The 17,041-nt window shown below is 57.4% G+C and carries 15 protein-coding genes and 1 tRNA gene; 11 read left to right on the top strand and 5 right to left on the bottom strand.

Translation table 11 applies throughout. The features are described from left to right. Positions 1 to 104: 104 nt before the first annotated feature. The 6 genes from QML71_RS03130 to QML71_RS03105 all read left to right on the top strand — a co-directional run bounded on the left by QML71_RS03130 (position 105) and on the right by QML71_RS03105 (position 5,359). The gene (locus QML71_RS03130; RefSeq protein WP_282010444.1) at positions 105 to 1,625 is read left to right on the top strand and encodes a type IV secretory system conjugative DNA transfer family protein; all 1,521 of its coding nucleotides are present in this window, start codon (positions 105 to 107) and stop codon (positions 1,623 to 1,625) included. After that, positions 1,612 to 2,778, top strand: coding sequence for a hypothetical protein (locus QML71_RS03125; protein ID WP_282010443.1), 1,167 nt, complete (start codon positions 1,612 to 1,614; stop codon positions 2,776 to 2,778). The genes QML71_RS03130 and QML71_RS03125 overlap by 14 nt, the downstream gene beginning before the upstream one ends. Before the next feature lie 103 nt (positions 2,779 to 2,881). Beyond that, the gene (locus QML71_RS03120; protein WP_282010442.1) at positions 2,882 to 3,394 is read left to right on the top strand and encodes a hypothetical protein; all 513 of its coding nucleotides are present in this window, start codon (positions 2,882 to 2,884) and stop codon (positions 3,392 to 3,394) included. A 31-nt stretch (positions 3,395 to 3,425) separates the two neighbouring features. After that, positions 3,426 to 4,037, top strand: a complete 612-nt coding sequence (locus QML71_RS03115; protein WP_282010441.1) for a hypothetical protein — start codon at positions 3,426 to 3,428, stop codon at positions 4,035 to 4,037. Continuing rightward, positions 4,038 to 4,274 carry a helix-turn-helix domain-containing protein gene (locus QML71_RS03110; RefSeq protein ID WP_282010440.1) on the top strand — a complete coding sequence of 79 codons (237 nt, stop codon included), beginning with the start codon at positions 4,038 to 4,040 and terminating at the stop codon, positions 4,272 to 4,274. A 47-nt stretch (positions 4,275 to 4,321) separates the two neighbouring features. Further along, on the top strand, positions 4,322 to 5,359 hold the full coding sequence (locus QML71_RS03105; RefSeq protein ID WP_282010439.1) for a tyrosine-type recombinase/integrase: 1,038 nt from the start codon (positions 4,322 to 4,324) through the stop codon (positions 5,357 to 5,359). A 72-nt stretch (positions 5,360 to 5,431) separates the two neighbouring features. On the opposite strand, the gene QML71_RS03100 is transcribed toward QML71_RS03105, so the two are convergent. Then, positions 5,432 to 5,504, bottom strand: a tRNA-Ala gene (locus QML71_RS03100). A gap of 210 nt (positions 5,505 to 5,714) precedes the next feature. Here QML71_RS03100 and QML71_RS03095 point away from each other — a divergent pair. The 3 genes from QML71_RS03095 (at position 5,715) to QML71_RS03085 (ending at position 8,704) form a co-directional block, all read left to right on the top strand. Further along, positions 5,715 to 6,383: a DUF502 domain-containing protein gene (locus QML71_RS03095; protein ID WP_282010438.1), complete on the top strand. Its 669-nt coding sequence runs from the start codon at positions 5,715 to 5,717 to the stop codon at positions 6,381 to 6,383. Continuing rightward, a complete protein-coding gene (locus QML71_RS03090; protein WP_282010437.1) occupies positions 6,380 to 7,054 on the top strand; it encodes an RluA family pseudouridine synthase in 675 nt (224 codons plus the stop codon). The genes QML71_RS03095 and QML71_RS03090 overlap by 4 nt, the downstream gene beginning before the upstream one ends. Positions 7,055 to 7,126: 72 nt before the next feature. Beyond that, on the top strand, positions 7,127 to 8,704 hold the full coding sequence (locus tag QML71_RS03085) for a caspase family protein (RefSeq protein ID WP_282010436.1): 1,578 nt from the start codon (positions 7,127 to 7,129) through the stop codon (positions 8,702 to 8,704). Between the two features lie 24 nt (positions 8,705 to 8,728). On the opposite strand, the gene QML71_RS03080 is transcribed toward QML71_RS03085, so the two are convergent. Continuing rightward, entirely contained in the window at positions 8,729 to 11,986 is a 3,258-nt protein-coding gene (locus QML71_RS03080; protein WP_282010435.1) for an efflux RND transporter permease subunit, read from the bottom strand. Further along, complete coding sequence (locus QML71_RS03075; RefSeq protein WP_282010434.1) at positions 11,986 to 13,350, bottom strand: efflux RND transporter periplasmic adaptor subunit; 1,365 nt, start codon at positions 13,348 to 13,350, stop codon at positions 11,986 to 11,988. Before QML71_RS03075 ends, QML71_RS03080 begins: the two co-directional genes overlap by 1 nt. Positions 13,351 to 13,703: 353 nt before the next feature. On the opposite strand from QML71_RS03075, the gene QML71_RS03070 reads away from it, so the two are divergent. Next, positions 13,704 to 14,333 (top strand): TetR/AcrR family transcriptional regulator, encoded by a 630-nt coding sequence (locus QML71_RS03070; RefSeq protein ID WP_282010433.1) that lies wholly within the window; start codon positions 13,704 to 13,706, stop codon positions 14,331 to 14,333. Positions 14,334 to 14,387: 54 nt separating this feature from the next. Continuing rightward, positions 14,388 to 15,308, top strand: coding sequence for a class I SAM-dependent methyltransferase (locus QML71_RS03065; protein WP_282010432.1), 921 nt, complete (start codon positions 14,388 to 14,390; stop codon positions 15,306 to 15,308). A gap of 25 nt (positions 15,309 to 15,333) precedes the next feature. Here QML71_RS03065 and QML71_RS03060 read toward each other — a convergent pair whose 3' ends face one another. Both QML71_RS03060 and QML71_RS03055 read right to left on the bottom strand, forming a co-directional pair. Continuing rightward, positions 15,334 to 16,566, bottom strand: coding sequence for a formylglycine-generating enzyme family protein (locus QML71_RS03060; RefSeq protein WP_282010431.1), 1,233 nt, complete (start codon positions 16,564 to 16,566; stop codon positions 15,334 to 15,336). 202 nt (positions 16,567 to 16,768) lie between these two features. After that, the gene (locus QML71_RS03055) at positions 16,769 to 16,936 is read right to left on the bottom strand and encodes a hypothetical protein (RefSeq protein ID WP_282010430.1); all 168 of its coding nucleotides are present in this window, start codon (positions 16,934 to 16,936) and stop codon (positions 16,769 to 16,771) included. Positions 16,937 to 17,041: the final 105 nt, after the last annotated feature.

Here is a 17,041-nt window from a genome sequence, read left to right as displayed (position 1 = left end):
AAATTTTTGGGTTTATAGGACCTAAGCCTCATGCGCAGGTGAGGCGGTTTGGCGATACTGGCTCAGGCAGAAAAAATAAATCGAAGGATTATACAAAGGCTGTCATGAATCGAACAACCCAAAATCCCAACCTGGTTTTCTCCGGCATCCCGCGCGGGGTGCCGGGCCGCAAGCAGGGTACCGGCCCCGGTTATGAGCTGGATCAGGTGCCGAACGCCAAATGGCTTCCGGCGGAGTCCATCCTGCAAGACTTTGCCTATCAGCCGGACCGGGTGTTGTTGGGACGGCTGGACCGGCACCTCATCGGCGTCGGCGACGACCGCCATGTCATCACGGTGGCGGGTTCGCGCTCCGGTAAATCCGTGCTCCTCGCCTGCAATTTAATTCACTACGCCGGGAGTGTGTTGGTGATCGATCCCAAGGGAGAGCTGGCCGGAACCACGGCAAGGCGGCGCGCGAAAGGCCTGGGGCAAAAAGTTTGCGTGCTGGACCCGTTCGCCAAAACGCCGGACTGGGTGACGCCTTACCGGGCGCGGTTCAATCCGCTTTCCATTCTGAAAGTGGACGGCCCCACCGTTCTGGAAGACGCGGGACTGATCGCGGATGCCCTGGTGGTTTCCGCTTCGAACACAGACCCGCACTGGGATGAAAGCGCGCGGATGTTCATCGAGGGCGTGATCCTGCACGTTCTGACCTATGGCGGTTATGAAGGCATCCGCGATCTGGTCACGGTCTATGACCTGCTCTCCAAGGGCAAAGATTCAGGAGAGGGCAAGGGTTCCATGGAAGGGCTGGTGGAAGAAATGCTCCACAACGCCCGGATTCTGCAACACGACACTCTGGCCGGTGCGATTGAAGCGGCGGCCCTGGATTTTGCCGAAAGGCCGGACCGGGAGCAGGGGAGCGTGCTGTCCACCATCCGGCGTCATATCCGCTTTCTGGGCTATCAGTCGATGCAAACCGTTCTGCGCGGCCATGACTTCGATCTGACGGAACTCAAGACCGCCGCCGGAGGACTCACCATTTACCTGTGTCTTCCGGCGGGCCGGATGGGCACCTGCAACCGGTGGCTCCGGCTGTTTGTCAATCTCGCCTTGGAGGCCATGGAGCGGGAACCGGCCAAACCGCATCCGCCGGTCCTGTTGTGCCTGGATGAATTCCCCATCCTCGGCCACATGAAACAGATTGAAGACGCGGCGGGTCAGATTGCAGGCTTTGGCGTGAAGCTCTGGCCGGTTTTGCAGGACCTCAATCAACTGAAAAGCCTCTACCGCGAACGATGGGAAACCTTCATGGGCAACGCAGGCGTGCTCCAGTTTTTCGGCAACGCGGATTTGACGACGCTGAACTATATCCAGAAACGCCTGGGTAAAACCGCGCTTCCCGTACAACGCACGACCCATACCGCTCATGACATGTCGGCGACGCGGGCGGATAACGTGGCCCTGCATGATCTGTTGACCGGTGAGGAAGCCTCCCGGTTGTTCGCCAGGGATGACGTTTTGAAACGGCAATTGATCATCGCCGCCGGGAAAGCACCCATGATTTTACAACGCGTGAGTTATTTCGATTCGAACGATCCGTCCTTCACCTCCTTCAAGGGGAAATACGATGACCTGGAATAACAATAATCAGGATTTCGTCGGCTGGCCCAAAGCCACGACCCATCAAAGAAAGAGGCAGGTCCGGGTTCATGCCGCTTACATGACCCCCTTGATGAAAAGAGCGCGTGACACCCTCACGCTGATCCTGTTCTGGGGCATGGTGATTGCCGGACTGCTGTTTAAATACAAATTCGGAATCACGGTGGAATTACAACAAGTCCTGAAAGCGGGGCTGGGCCTGACCATTCTGCATTATGTCATTCTTCCGTTCCTCCTGAAGGCCCGCGTGAGGATCATCTTTTCCGAGGACTCCATTCGCATCCGGACTTTCTTCACCGGATGGAAGGCTTATAAGCGGGGCCATCAAGGCTACGCATTCAAGATCATGCAGCATCCGGAAGCAGAAAAGGAAGGGATGCTGAACAGACCCGGAAAGAACCGCTATTACCGGGATTCGTATCGAATTTATTTAAACCACTACCAGGGTTACTTTGCATTCCCGCCAGTCTTCGGACTGGAGCGGGCCAATCAATTATTCAACCGGCTTCAGGGTGTGGACATCTGGATTCGCGACGTCATGCCTCAGGTGTGGGGTCATGGAGAGCATTCAACGCCCGGCAGCAATCCAAATTTACAGGCTCCCCAAACACCGGTCACCGGCTGGAAGCGGAACGCAATCTATGGGGCGGTACTTGTCTGGAATCTGTTCGTCCTGGGACTTTACGCCGTTCTTGTCTTGGTAGGCCTTTCCCAAATGGTGGATATGGTGGTCGAAGAAGAAAACCGTTCAGGGATTTACCTCTTTTTGCTCTTGCTTGCCCTGGTGCTCCTGATTTTAGGGACAAAATCGATAGCGGCGCGTCAGGTCGCCAAGCTATGCGACGGCAATCAAGCTGAGCACACGCCTCCGCCTGTGGAGCAGGTCGTTTCGGGTATCCGGTGGAGGGTGGTGCGATTTTTCGAATGGGTCATCACCCGGACGTTGGCGGCCTTTCTGATCCTCATCATCGGGGTTGCCGCTTTTAAATTTTTCGGGATTTCCAGACAGGACGTGGATGGGTTCGTCTCCGGTGTTCCGGAACACCTTCGGCCCTGGGTGGGACTGGCCGGGGGTGCCTTTGTTGGCCTGGTCATCCAGTTACTTGGGAAACTGTTTGAACGGGACAGTGAGTAATGGGGGGACGATTTAGCAATTCGCGATCTGCAAACGTGGAAGCATGGCTTCCGGTAAAGAAGGAGACCCTATGAGCAAAATACCGTTTCCATTCAATGTCCGTTTGGAAAAAACGGACCGGCGGCTGAAGGCCATCTGTGCCGCCTGCGGCCTGGATGCCAAGGGAATAACCATCACCGACGGCGACACTCTGGAGCTTTCCGGAAACGGGAATGCCTCCCGGATCAGCGCCGCCCTGAATTGGGGGAATTGCCCGTTCTGTGGCGAGGTTTTGTATTTTCCGGAGCTGTGCATCCTGGCTGAGTCACCACCTGATGCAGACTTCTCTAACGACTTCTGCTTCGAAGCCGAACGCACCGCGTATTACCGTGTGGTGGCGGGGCTGTCGCAATGGATGCTTTGGCATTATGAAAATGTCAGGGAATTGAATTTTGGAAAATACGATCCCAACACGGGCCATGTGTCCTTCTTCACGGGAACCTGCCGGTGGATGGACTTTCATCTTTTCCCCGCATTCGCCGTGCCGGAAGGGGGCAATCCCTGGGCGTTTGCGCGGACCAACCTGGAGCGATTGCTCCCGGCCCTCTTAAACCTTAAGTGGGCGGAGGGTCAATGACCGTTCAAACGATAACGGAAAGGAGAGACATATGATGCAAACGATCCAAAACCTGTTCACAAGCCTTTTTAGAACCCTGGTCAAAGCCACTGTTTTTATCTTTTGCTTCTTCCTGTGCTTGTTATGTTTTGGCTCGATCACTGTGTTGGCCGATGTTTTATTTTCCATCGACCTGACTCAAACGTCCAGCCCTGCAAAAACCATGTTTGAAGGCTTTGCCTTTATCCTGTCTTTGGTCCTGGCGGGTCTGTTGACGAGAAACTTCTCAGTCAAGATGGCCGGTGAGAGGTCTTCCGGGTCCTTGACTGAAAATCACAAGAAAGAACCTGATTCGGCACTTATCAAAACTCAGGCCGGAAAACTCTTCAGGAACGTCATGACAGGGATGGTTTTTATTGTATCTGCGGGCGTGTCGGTGTTCCTTTGCATTCTGGCGTTGCTTCTACTGGATAATCCCATCACCGGTCACTTCCTCCGGACCGTGTTTTTGGATCATGGTTTGGGACGCGCCATTGTTCTCGTGGCCTTTTTCACTCTGGCCTATAAGGTCGGCACAAAAGCAATGGACATGTTCATAGAAAAGAGGCAGTGGAACGATACGTTCTGGTCCTCGAATGAAAACGACAAATCAGGTAAAGCATAAATGACCGAACGCGACTTCATCACAGTAAAAGACCTGGCCCGCTACCTGTCGGTTAAGGAGAAGACCATCTATAGCTGGGTGGAGTCCGGGAAAATCCCCGCCTACAAGTTCAACGGGGCGTTGCGGTTTCATATAAAGGAAATCAAAGAATTTGTTAAGCAAAGCCGCGTCAAAACCGTGGACGCGGAGCGGGAAGCGAAAAAAATCATTGGAAAGGCCTCTCGATTTTGGTCATAATCCTTTGTGATAGTGGCCAAAAGACGCCTCGTGACTAGGAGTTGCCTATGTACAAACGAGGAAATGTCTATTGGTGCAAAATCACCATTCCTGGACATAAAAAGCCCATCTGCAAGAGCCTCGGCAAGGATAAGAAACTGGCCAAGGCAATTGAAGCCAAGATCAGGGCGGAAATCCAGGAAGGGAAGTTCTTTGAAAAGCGAGAGGGTGAGTATCTGACCGTGGCCGGTCTTCTGGAGATGTACCGGCACCGTTACGCCAAGGCCAACAAACGGCCCGAATCCCTCAAAACCGACGGCTATCTGGCCAAAAAGCTCAACGGATTTCTGGGAGAGGACCTGCTTCCGGAAGTGACGCCGGGCAGGCTGGAAGATTACATAGCCAAGCGGCGGGATGACGGCGTGTCGGACGTCACCATTCACCACGAATTGAACCTGCTCCGCCATGCGTTCAACCTCGCCTGCAAGAAATGGGATTTGCTGGACAAGAATCCCTTCGAGAAGGTCACGATTCCGCCCGGCTCCAAAAAGCGCGTGCGCTACCTGAAGCCGGAAGAGGAAAAGCGGTTGTTCGCGGAACTGGACAAGCGAGGCGACTGGCTCAAATCCGTGGTGATCATCGCCCGCGAAACCGGCCTGCGCCTGTCCAACATCTGCAACCTGACCTGGGATCAAGTGGACTTGTTCAAGCGTGCCATTGAGATTGAGCATACCAAAAACGGAAACCCCGTCTGGATTCCGCTATCAGACGCGGTTTATCAGGAATTGAAAACGCTCAATAAGGTGCGCAATTTGAAAATCGACCGGGTCTTCTGGATCGACGGCAGGGGATTGCATCGCGGGTGGGTGGGGCTGGCGTTCCGGCGTTTGTGCAAGCGGGCCAAGGTGGAAAACTTCCGTTTCCACGACCTGCGCCATGATTTTTGTTCCCGCCTGGTGCAGGCCGGTCAGCCGTTGCAGGTAGTGGCGGAATTGGCGGGACACACCAACATCACCACCACGCAACGCTACGCTCACCTCAACCCGGAGATGAAACGCAAAGCCATTGAAGCCCTAAACGGCAACAATGCAAGCGCTTCCGGGTAAGCTGGCTACAATTTGGCTACAGTCCACGAAAAAGGGGCTACAGCAATTGCCGTAACCCCTTATAAACAAAAGTGGAGCTGAGGGGGATCGAACCCCTGACCTCTTGAATGCCATTCAAGCGCGCTCCCAGCTGCGCCACAGCCCCAAAATCCACTTTGTGCGTTCGTTTTCCCCGATCTTACCAGAACTTTTCGTTCCTGCAAGCCCAATTTTTTCGGGAAGTTGCCCGCCCACCGTTCCCGCTTGCCAAGCCGCGGGCCGCCTCTATATAATGAAGACCATATCGCTCCCCGGATTCCACACTCCACCGGGGCGCAACCCGGCCTCACGGCCATTTGCCATTTTCAAGGATTCCGTGCTTACCGATTTCAAACGGCGACTGCGCAACATCTTCATCACCGGGCTCCTCGTCACCGTGCCCATCGCGTTCACCGTCTTCATCCTGAACTTCCTGTTCAAGACGCTGGACAACTGGCTGTCGCCGATGTTCACCAAACTGCTCATCTTCGCCGGCGCGCCCATCCCGCCGGACTTCCGCCTGCCCGGCCTCGGCGTCATCATGACGCTCTTGTTCATTTTCCTGATCGGCGTCTTCACCAAGAATATCTTCGGCGCGAAACTCGTGCAGGTGTGGGAAACCATCGTCGAGAAAATTCCCGTCGTGCGCAGCATCTACACCGGCGCCAAACAGGTGGTGACCACCATCGCGCAAACCGACACCAAAGCCTTCAGCAAGGTGGTGATGGTCGAGTTCCCACGCCGCGGCATCTACTCGCTGGGCTTCGTCACCAACGAAACCCGCGGCGAGGTGCAGGCGCTCACCGACGAAGACCTCATCAACGTGTTCGTGCCCACCACGCCCAACCCCACCTCCGGCTTTCTGGTGTTCGTGCCGAAGGAAGACGTGACGGTGCTCAGCATGACCGTTGAAGAAGGCCTCAAGTTCATCATCTCCTGCGGCATCGTCACCCCGCCCTACATACCGGGCAAGGCCGCCGAAGCCAAACGGAACCTGCCGGTGTGAAGGATTCCGCCGCACCCGGTCTCAGCATCCTTTTTCTAGACAACCACCTCGTCGCCGTGGACAAACCGGCGGGCCTGCTGACGCAGTCGGACGTACGCGGCGCGCCCAACCTGCTCGACCAGACCCGCGACTGGATCAAAAACGAATACGGCAAACCCGGCAAAGTGTACCTGGGACTGGTGCACCGGCTGGACCGTCCGGTGTCCGGCGTCGTCCTGTTCGCGCGCACGTCGAAGGCGGCGTCGCGGCTCTCGGAACAGTTCCGCAACCACACGGCACAAAAATTTTATCTGGCGTTGGTCGAAGGCGTGCCGGAAAAAGAAACCGGCCGCCTCGTGCATTATTTGAGGAAAGAGAAATCGCTGAAGACCACGGTGTTCCCGCGCCCCGCGCCGGAGGCCAAACAAGCCGAACTCACCTACACCGTGCTGGAAAACAAAGGCGAGACCTCTTTAGTGGAAGTGGAACTGCATACCGGAAGGTTCCACCAGATCCGCGCGCAGCTCGGATTCATTGGGCATCCGCTGGTGGGCGACGTCAAGTACCGCGCCCAATCCACACTGCCGGAAGGCCGCATCGCCCTCCACGCTAACAAACTGATCGTCACCCACCCCACCACCGGCGAACCCCTCACCCTCGAAAGCCCCGCTCCCGAAGACTGGCCTTCCTGATGCGGTTGAATTGACAACCCCGGTGCAGGCCTTATACTTTTTAATAAGCCCTCAATTGGATAACCACCGGCCATGCGTTCCCGAAACGGCATCATCCAGCCTGCCTGCTCAACCGCCCGCGGCCTCTTGCCACGCCGAATTTTAAGGTCCATTCTGCTCTTCCTTCTATTCGGTTTCCTCATCGGCTGTAGCGGCACCATCGATTCCGAACTCACCCACAACAAATACCCGGTCGAGGAATCGCTTCCCGAAACCCGGTACGACCTAACCGCCCTGCTTCTCATTCCCCCGGAAATGGAGGGTAAGGTGTTCAACGAACTGGAAATCGGCGACGGCCTCACCCACCTGCTCCGGGAAACGCTGCAAGAGGTGTTCGTGGACGTGGCCGTGCAGGATGCGGACAAGGAATTCACGGCTTCGGGTTACGGCGTCCTGCTCTATCCTGAGTTTGTGGGTGAAACCCAGTATTTCGAACTCAAGCTGACGGGCAAAGATCCCTTAACCAAAGAAACCATCTTTCACGTCCAAAGCCACGGGCGCTCAACGCTCAACGAACGCACCCTGAATCCGGCGATGGACGTCGCCGCCGCGCTCCGCACGCTGGGGCTTTCCACCCCGTCGAGTATCGACGACTACCGCGAAGCCCAGTACCGCACCAAGATCAGCCTGGAGCGATCCATCATCGCCGCCGCCATCAAACTGGCAAACTCCGTCTCGACGCATCCCAGCCTGGCGCAAAACACGCGCGTCCAACCGGAGGGCATGCAGGTCGCGTCCCATCAAAAAAATAAAACGCGCCTTACGCCCGGCATCCTTTCCACGGCGGGGCGATTCTTGAACGATCCCCGCGAGCAGATCCCCATCGGCAAATCCGCCGGGCGGGACGACATCGCCCTCCTCATCGGCAACCGCACGTATCTGAAAAAGGGAATCCCAAAGGTCGAGCACGCGCACCGCGACCTGGAGATGGTCAAGACCTACCTCATTCGCACCATGGGGTTTTACCCGGACAACATCATCACCTATGAAGACGCCACCAAGGGCGATTTCGCCACGCTGTTCGGCACGGCGCGCGACCACCGCGGCAAGCTGTTCCGCTGGGTGAAGCCGGGTGTGAGCCGCGTGTTCATTTATTATACGGGGCATGGCATTCCCGGCGTGACGGGCGAGGAGTTGTACTTCGTGCCGGTGGACGCCGACCTCGACTACATTTCGCAGTCCGGGTTTTCGGTTTCGCTGTTCTACGAGAACCTGAAAAAGATCCCTTCGCAGGAAACGGTGATCGTGCTCGACACCTGTTTCTCCGGCAGGACTCCCAGCGGCGTTTTGTTCGATCAGGCCAGCGCCATCGTCCCCGTTCCGCAATCGCGCCCGATGCCGCTGTCCAACACCGCGGTGCTCACCAGCGCGCAGAACGACCAGGTCAGCACCTGGCTGGACAAGGAAGGCCACAGCCTGTTCACGTATTTTTTTCTGCTGGGATTGAAGGGGCAGGCCGATCTCAATCAAGACCGCAAAATCACCACAGGCGAGATGAACGAATACCTCGTGCAGGAAGTGCCCTACATGGCCCGCCGGATAGCGGACAAGGAACAACTTCCCAAACTCGAAGGCCGCAACGACCTGGTGCTGGCCATCCTGGAAGATTGACGAGGGATCGGAGCCTCGCCGAAATCACTGCGCCGGTTGCTGGGCGGTGGGGGGAGTGGAGTCTTCAAGAGAATCTTTAACCAGGTCTTCTTTCCGCGTGTGGATGCCGAGGTCGGCCATCAGCGAAATCAAAACAGGCACCAGAAACAGCGTGAAGAACGTCGAGAACACCAGCCCGCCGATGAGCGCCGTGCCCATGCCGCGATACAACTCCGTCCCGGCGCCTTCGCCGAATGCGAGCGGCATCATGCCCGACACGGAGGAGATGACCGTCATCATGATGGGCCTGAGGCGCGTCTGGCACGAGGTCGCCAAAGCTTCGCGTTCGTCCATGCCGGCGCGCACGTTGTTCAACATCTGGTGCACGATGAGGATGGCGTTGTTCACCACGATGCCGGCCAGGATGATGACGCCCAGCTGCGTCAGGATGTCAAACGTGATCCAGTTCCAGTCTTCCAGCATGGCCGCCGGGTTTTCCACGTTGAACTCTTTTAAATATTCGCGGATGTTGGTCTTCTGGTATTCGTTGTTGAGCACGATGCCGAAGAACGACCCCGATACCGCCAGCACCACGGTGAGCAGAACGATGAACGGCCGGATGAACGATTTGAACAACGCCACCAGCAACAAGTAGATGAAACCCACCGCGTAATAGAAACTGTTCAGCAGGGACGCCTCCGTCGCCGCCAGGTCGTCCGCCGAACCCCCGACGCGCAGTCCGTAATCCTGAGACAAGGTCTGCCGGGTCGGTTTCAGCACCTCGTTTTCGATGCTGTCGATGACCTGCTGCATGGGTGAGGATTTTTTCACCTGCACCAGCAGTTTGATGGCGCGTTCTTTTTCGATGTGGTCGATGCGCGCGGGTCCGGCGGCAATCTCGATATCCGCCAGGTGCCCGAGGTTGGTCATCAGTCCATTGTCGGTCCACACCGGCAGGGCCTTGTAATCGTTCAATCCCAGCGTGCCCTGGTTGCGTTGCACCAAAACGAAGTCGATCGGCTCGCCCTGGTCGTTGAACTCGCCCAGGTAGGTCCCGGCATTCAACGACTCGATGATGTCGCCGATTTCCGGCACGCCCATATCCAGCCGCGCGTCGTTGGCGCGCCGCGGGATGAAGCGCAGCTCGGGGTTGCCAAACTTGAATTCAGGCCGGACGGAATGCACGCCGGTCATGCCGGAAATTTTGCCGATCATCTGCAGGGCCACGTCCTTCAGCTTGAACATGTCGGGTCCGGTGATTTCCAGGTCGAACTGCTTCGACGCCGACTGGAAGATGGGCCGCTGGACGGCGAAGGCGAACCGGTAACCGGGGATTTTGAAAAGCCTCTGCCCCATCTCGTCGGATTTCACCGCCATCTTCACCTCACCGCGCTGGCCGCGCGCCAGGTCCTCTTTAACGATGGCGCCGCCGCCGTTGAATCCGCGGGAGAACACGAGGAAATTGCTTTGCACGTCCTCCATCTGCACGATTTCTTTTTCGTAATCGGCGATGTACTTCATGTTCTCATCCACGCGCGTGCCCGCCACCGGTTCGATGAACATGAACACCATGTTGTTGTTGCCGTACGGCATGTAGTCGCGTTGCGGCAGGATGGTGACGCTCCACACCAGCAACCCCACAACGCCGATGACAACGCCGATTTTCAACACCATCTTTCCCGGACCGTACGCCAGCAGGCGATGCATGATGCGTCCGTACGACCAGTGCACGCCCCGGCCGAACTGCACCACCGGCCACAACACCTTGCGGTGAAAAAATCCCGGCTTGTATTCCTCACCGGGTTTGAGACGGATGAGAAGCGTCGTCAACGTCGGGATGACGGTGATCGACACCAGCAGCGACAACGCGATGCTGGCGCTGATGGTGATGGCGATGTCGCGGAACAACTGTCCCGCCTCTTCCTCGATGAACACGATCGGCAGGAACACCGCAAGGGTGGTGAGCGTCGATGACAACACCGCGCCCCACACTTCCACCGTGCCGTCGTACGCCGCTTTCAGCACGCCTTTTTTCATGGTGAGGTGACGGTAGATATTTTCCAGCACGACGATGGAGTTGTCCACCACCATGCCCACGGCGAACGCCATGCCCGCCAGCGAAATGATGTTGATGCTGCGGTCGAGCAGCTTGAGGATGATGAACACGGCGACGAGGCTGACTGGAATGCTGATGGCCACGATCAGCACCGAACGCAGCGAGCCCAGAAACAACAGCAGCACGATGACCGCCAGCGTCGCGCCCAGCGCCAGGTTGGATTTGACCAGGTGCATCGCTTCATTGATGTAGGTCACGTCCTGGTACACGATCTTCAACTGCATGGGGATGCCGCGGTTCAGCAATTCCTTGTTCAACTCCTGCACCGCTTCGGCGGACAGGTTGCAGGTGTTGACCACGTTTGCGCCCGGCTGACGGATGATACCGAAGGCGTTGGACAGGCGGCCATTGATGCGCACCAATGAGGTGGTGCGCTTGTAGCCATCGATCACCGTGGCGAAGTCGCTCACCTTGATCGTTTTATCGCCGTCGCGCTTGATGACGGTTTTCATGATGTCGTCCGGGTTTTTGAATTCGCCCAGCGTGCGCACGGTGTATTCGCGGTGCGTTTCATCGTGAAACCCGGCGCGGGTGTTCTGGTTTTCATCGGAGAGGCGCTTGATGATGTCGTCGTAGGTCAGGTGCAGGCGGGCCACGGAATACGGGTCGAATTCCACCCGCATCTCCCGCTCCTCGCCGCCGAAGTGCCACACCTCCGACACCCCCTCCACCCGTTGCAGGAACGGCACGATGATGTCTTCGCCCACCTTGTACATGTAGTTCTGGCCGATGTCCGGCATGGCGGGATTCGGTTTCTCGACGATGATCCACATGATGGGATTGGAATTGTCCGTCGATACGGATTCCAATACCGGTTTCTCGGCGAGCACCGGCAGGTCTTTCACCTGTTGCAGTTTGTTGTTGACGTCGATGGTGGCCGTGTTCTTGTCCACGCCCCAGTCGAACTCGAGCATGATGCTGCTCTCGCCGTGCTTGCTGGTGGAGGTCATCTTCTTGAGGTTTGCAACGTCCTCAAGCTCGTCCTCGATGCGGCGGGTGATGTTGCGCTCGACTTCGTTGGGAGACAGGCCGCGGTACTCGGTCGTCACCTCGATCAGCGGCTTGTCCACGGTGGGGGTCAGCTGGCGCGGCAGGATGTTGTAACAGATGGTTCCGATCACCGCCACCAGGACCACGGCGACGGTCACCGTGTGGTAGTTGCGTATGGAATGGTCGACCAGCTTCATCAGGTTTCCGAGTCTTGGGATGGATTCGGCTTCTTGTCCGATTCCGCCGCATTGAACGGCGGCTCGGCTTTGGGCTCCGGATTGGTGATGAACACCTTCGCGCCGGGGAACACGGCTCCCGAGCCGCGCATGATCAGATCCGCCTGAGGCATCAACTGGTGCGTGAAGTCATCGATCTCCACCAGCCCCTCGTGCTCCTTGAAGGCGCGCACCGGAACCAGCTTGGCTTTCCCTTCTTCCACGATGTACACCACCGTCCCCTGCTCGCCGATGACCAGAGAAATGGACGGCACGTGTTTGACATTTTTGCGCGTGTCAAAACGGATCATGGCTTCCAACGTCAACCCCGGAAACAATGCGGGGTTGGGATCGGGCAGATCGATCTGCACCTGCACGTTGCCCGAAAAAATGTTGGCGTCGGGAATCACGCGCACGGTGTGGCGCAGGTTGTGGTTGAGTTTGAACTTGAGACCCAGCTCGACGACTTCGAATTCCGCTTCCGAAATATTCTGCAGCTTGCCGCGGTAGCTCTGCGGCAATTCCAGCACCGCTTTCAGCTTGGACGAACCGATCATCTCGATGATGGGAATTCCGGCGGCGGCATAGGCGCCGACCTCGACGCGCTTGGCAATGACGACGCCGTCGAACGGCGCCCGGATGCGTGTCTTCGACAGGTCGAGCTTGGCGAGGCGCAACTGCTGGGTCATGCTTTCCAGATTGGATTTGGCCTGCAGGATGTCTTCATCCCGTGATCGCGTGCCCGCCTGCAACGCAGCGCGGCTGGAGCGCAGCGATTCGTGAGCGCGCTGGACGCGGTCGATGGCCTCGTCGAGCGACGACTGCGGCACCACGCCCTCGGCCACCAGTTTGCGGAACCGCGCTTCTTCCTTGACCGCCAACTCGAGCGCGCTTTCATCGGCCTTGAGCTGGGCTTTCAGTTTTTCTTTATCCTCGGGCCGCGCTCCGGACAACGTCTTTTCGTATTCCTTCTGCGCTTTGGCCTGTTCCGCTTCCAGCCGCTGCACCTGCATTTCATACTGGCGGGCATCGATGGAAGCGATGAGGCTGCCGGCCGGCAGGCTCTGCCCTTCTTCCACCGGCAGGCGGCGGATGCGTCCTTCCACCTCGGCGGTGATGACCACGCGCTGCTCGGCGGCGATGTTGCCCACCGAACGGATTTCATCGACGACGTCCCTCACGATCACCTTGCCGATCTGCACCGGCAGTTGCAGTTCGCGGCGTTGCGGACGCACCTCCTCCGATTTGGGTTGCGGGCAGGCGGCGACGAACAACGCCCCCGCAAGCATCCCTGCCAACAGGAGAAAAGACGCGCCCCGTCCCGGCTTTTGGCTAAAGTCGCTCAATATGAAATCCGTCTAAAAAGAGGTCGTATTCATAATCACCCATCAAAACGCACATCCCAAAATATCCACCCGGCCTCGGCTGGATTGGCGGGGCCACGCCCCCATTTAATTAAAGAGTGCTCTCATGGGTATTTGGATTCAGGAAAGATTCGCATTGCAGGCCGTGCCGTTCTTATCGGTTGCACGGCACCCCGGCTAAAGGAAAGCCCGTTCAAGAAAACCGGGCGATGGATACCTGAGAAACGGTGCGGATTGGGTCGGGCCACCTCGGACTATTTATTTAGTAATCACTAAAATAGTATGATAGCATGGTGATGGAGTCAACCTTTTTTATAACGAGCGCGAATACTTCCATGAACCGAGGACGTCCCAGAACTTTCGACACGGAACAGGCTTTGGATACCGCTCTGAAGCTGTTCTGGCAACACGGCTACGAAGGCACCTCCATCGCCCTGCTGGCCGATGCCATCGGCGTGAATCCGCCCAGCCTGTATGCCGCTTTCGGCAACAAGGAAGAATTGTTCGTCCAAACCATTGAACGCTACGTCGATCTCAATGGACACATTTACCGGGACTCGCTCCAAAAGGAGACCGCGCAGGAAGTCGCGCAGGGTATTTTGGAAGGCGTGGTGAAGCTGGTAACGCGTCCCGGTTCTCCCAACGGGTGCCTCATGGTTCAAGGCGCTCTGGCCACCAGCCCGGATTCGGAAAAAATCCGCCGCATGATGGTGACGTTGCGGGGCCGGGCGGAAGGCTGGCTGGTGGACCGGTTTGAACGGGCCCGGCAGGAAGGCGATCTCCCTCCCGATGCCGACCCGCACGGGTTGGCCTGCTATCTCATGACCCTCAACTCCGGGCTGGCAGTCCAAGCCAAAAGCGGCATCAGCCAAAAACAGCTCCTGAAGGTGGTGGCCATTGCTCTCGAATCCTGGCCCCGATATCAACCGGAATTCCCGGCGAAGGCCCGGTTGCAGACGAAATAAATCACAACAGAGCCGTACCACTCCCACGCAATTCGTTGTAGTATTGATGCCATCATGACCCGATTGTCCCCAGCCTCACTGCCCGCCTACGCGGAACGCTATCCCATTCAGAACTTCGACTACCGTCTCCTCGACTCCGGCGAAGGCCGCAAGCTTGAACAGTTCGGCCCGTACCGGTTCATCCGGCCCGCGCCGCAGGCCATCTGGCCGATCCGTCTCGCCCAGAAAGAGTGGGACCAGGCGGTGTCCGAATACACGTATTCCAAAGGAAAAGAATACGGCGGCGATTGGAACAACTCGGCCCGCCTGCCGAAACAGGCCTGGAACCTGACCTGCGAAGACCTGGTTTTCGAGATCAAGCCGACCGGCTTCGGTCACATGGGACTGTTCCCGGAACAGGCGGCGCACTGGTTGTGGATCCGTGATTTTTTGAAGTCGCTGCCGGAGGGAAGCCCGAAAAACGTGTTGAACGTGTTCGGTTACACCGGCGCCAGCACCCTGGCGGCGGCGGCGGGCGGCGCCCAGGTGGCGCACGTGGATTCGTCCAAAGCCTCGGTCAATTGGGCACGCCACAATCTGGAGTTGTCCGGGTTGGGCGAACGCCCGGTGCGCTGGTACGTGGATGACGTGTTGAAGTTTTTAAAACGCGAACACAACCGCGAACGGTTTTATGAAGGCATCATCCTGGACCCGCCGACCTTCGGACGCGGCGCCAAAGGCGAGGTGTGGAAAATCGAAAAGGACCTGCCGCAACTGCTGCAACGCTGCCGCAACGTGCTCAGCCGCGAACCGCGTTTCATCCTGTTCACCACCCACTCTCCGGGGTTTTCGGCACTGACCCTGAAGAACATGATGCTGAACTACCTGGTGGAACCGGGGAGCGGACGCTTCGATACCGGCGAGATGTCGCTGCACAATGAAGAGCAGGGCTACCACATCCCCAGCGGATTCTACAGCCTGTGGTGGCGGGACTGATCCCGCACGGTCCCCTGCCCCCGCATCATTTTGAAGACGCGACGCAGCGAAAGCCCACACCCGGATTGCGAAAGTCCGGCAGAAAGCCAGCGCGATTGGAGCTGCGCAGGAACCCGGCGGTGGTGTTCCACGCGCCGCCCCGCACCCCTTTGTTGTCCTGCGGGCTCGGCCCCTGCGGATTGTCTTTCGGGCTCAACCGGTAATAGTTTTCATCCATCCAGTCGGCCACCCATTCCGCCACGTTGCCCGCCATGTCGTGCAGGCCGTAGGGATTCGGCTTGAACTTGCCCACCGGCGAGGTGGTGGAGAATCCGTCATCGATGGAAACGACACGGATGTTCAGCTGGCAGGCCTGGTCGCAAAAGTTGGCCTCGTTGCCCTTTACCGTGTTGCCCCAGTAAAAATGCGACTTCGTGCCGCCGCGCGCGGCGTATTCCCATTCCGCTTCCGTCGGCAACCGCTTGCCCACCTTCTGGCAGTACTGGCTGGCCTCGTTCCAGGTGACACTGTCCACCGGCAATTCGGGGCCGTTGTACGCCGAAGGATTGCTCTCCATCACCGCCTGAAAGCGCGCCTGGGTGACCTCATGCGTGTCCATCTTGAACGAATCGACGCAGACTTCATGCACCGGCTGCTCGGCGGGCGTGCCCTGCTCGCTGCCCATCTGGAAACAGCCGCCCTGAATGGCCACCATCTCTTCATTTCCGGACACGCCTTGTTGCGCGATCATGGCTTTCTGCACTTTGGCTTTGAGCTGCTCCACCTCATGGTACTCCGCACGCAGCACTCCATCGTATTTGAGCTTCACCACGCTCTGCGGCACCAGTTCCATGCGGTCCTTTTCCTTGAAGTAGAGCCGGTAATGAGGAATCGGCTCGTTGCCTTCGATATCCACGTAATTGCGCATGTTGCTGTTGGTGCGCTGCGGGGGCAGGACGATCTCATCGACCAGTTCCGCTTTCTCACCTTCCGAGGATCCCTTGCGGAACACGATCACATTGCGGCCGCCGGCGACGGGCATGGCCAGCACATCGTTCACCAGCTTCAGCGCTTCGTCGTATTTTTTGAAGTGGGTCTTTACCTGGGCGAGGGAATGCATGACCCGCGGGTTGTCCGGATCCAGCTCCAAAGCCCGGGTGTACAGCTTTTCGGCGATCGGGAATTCATTTTTATTGAACGAATCATCCGCCTTGCGGATCAACGCTTCCACGTCATCGGTGGAAGCCTGAGAAGGGGACGGAACACCGAGGAGGCACACGGCAACTCCAACGAATAATAGACAACGCAGCGCGGCAGACAGCCGACCTTTCCTATTGACCCACATGGGAAGCTCCAATAGCTGATATGTGAATATTCGGTACTGATTTCAGAGGAGTATATACTATCCCTTTTTCTGCGACAACCAAGTCAGGGTAAAGAATTCTCGGCGGGTTTGATAAAAAATATTGAATATTTAACGGTTATTTGTCCTGCGGGGAGTCCGGCGGAGAGGAAGGTTGTTTTTTTTCCTGCTTTTTCCGGGATTCCTGGCGTTCGCGCGTTTTTTTGAGCTCGTTCCAGTCGTCCCCCAGCTTTTTCTTTTTCTGGAAACGATCCCGCTTGGGAAAGTAGTTGATTTCATCAATCATAAAAAGACCTTCGGGTGTTTCCTTCCCGATTTGCCACCGCTGCATGGTACAATCTTCGCCTTATTGAACCATTGTGCCACGTCTCTGGCGCATCCACAAACCCTT

It is taken from the genome of Nitrospina watsonii, from assembly GCF_946900835.1.
In the GTDB taxonomy this organism is placed as follows: domain Bacteria; phylum Nitrospinota; class Nitrospinia; order Nitrospinales; family Nitrospinaceae; genus Nitrospina; species Nitrospina watsonii.
Note: the sequence above shows the minus strand (reverse complement) of the source record. Positions and strands in the feature narration are given on the sequence as shown.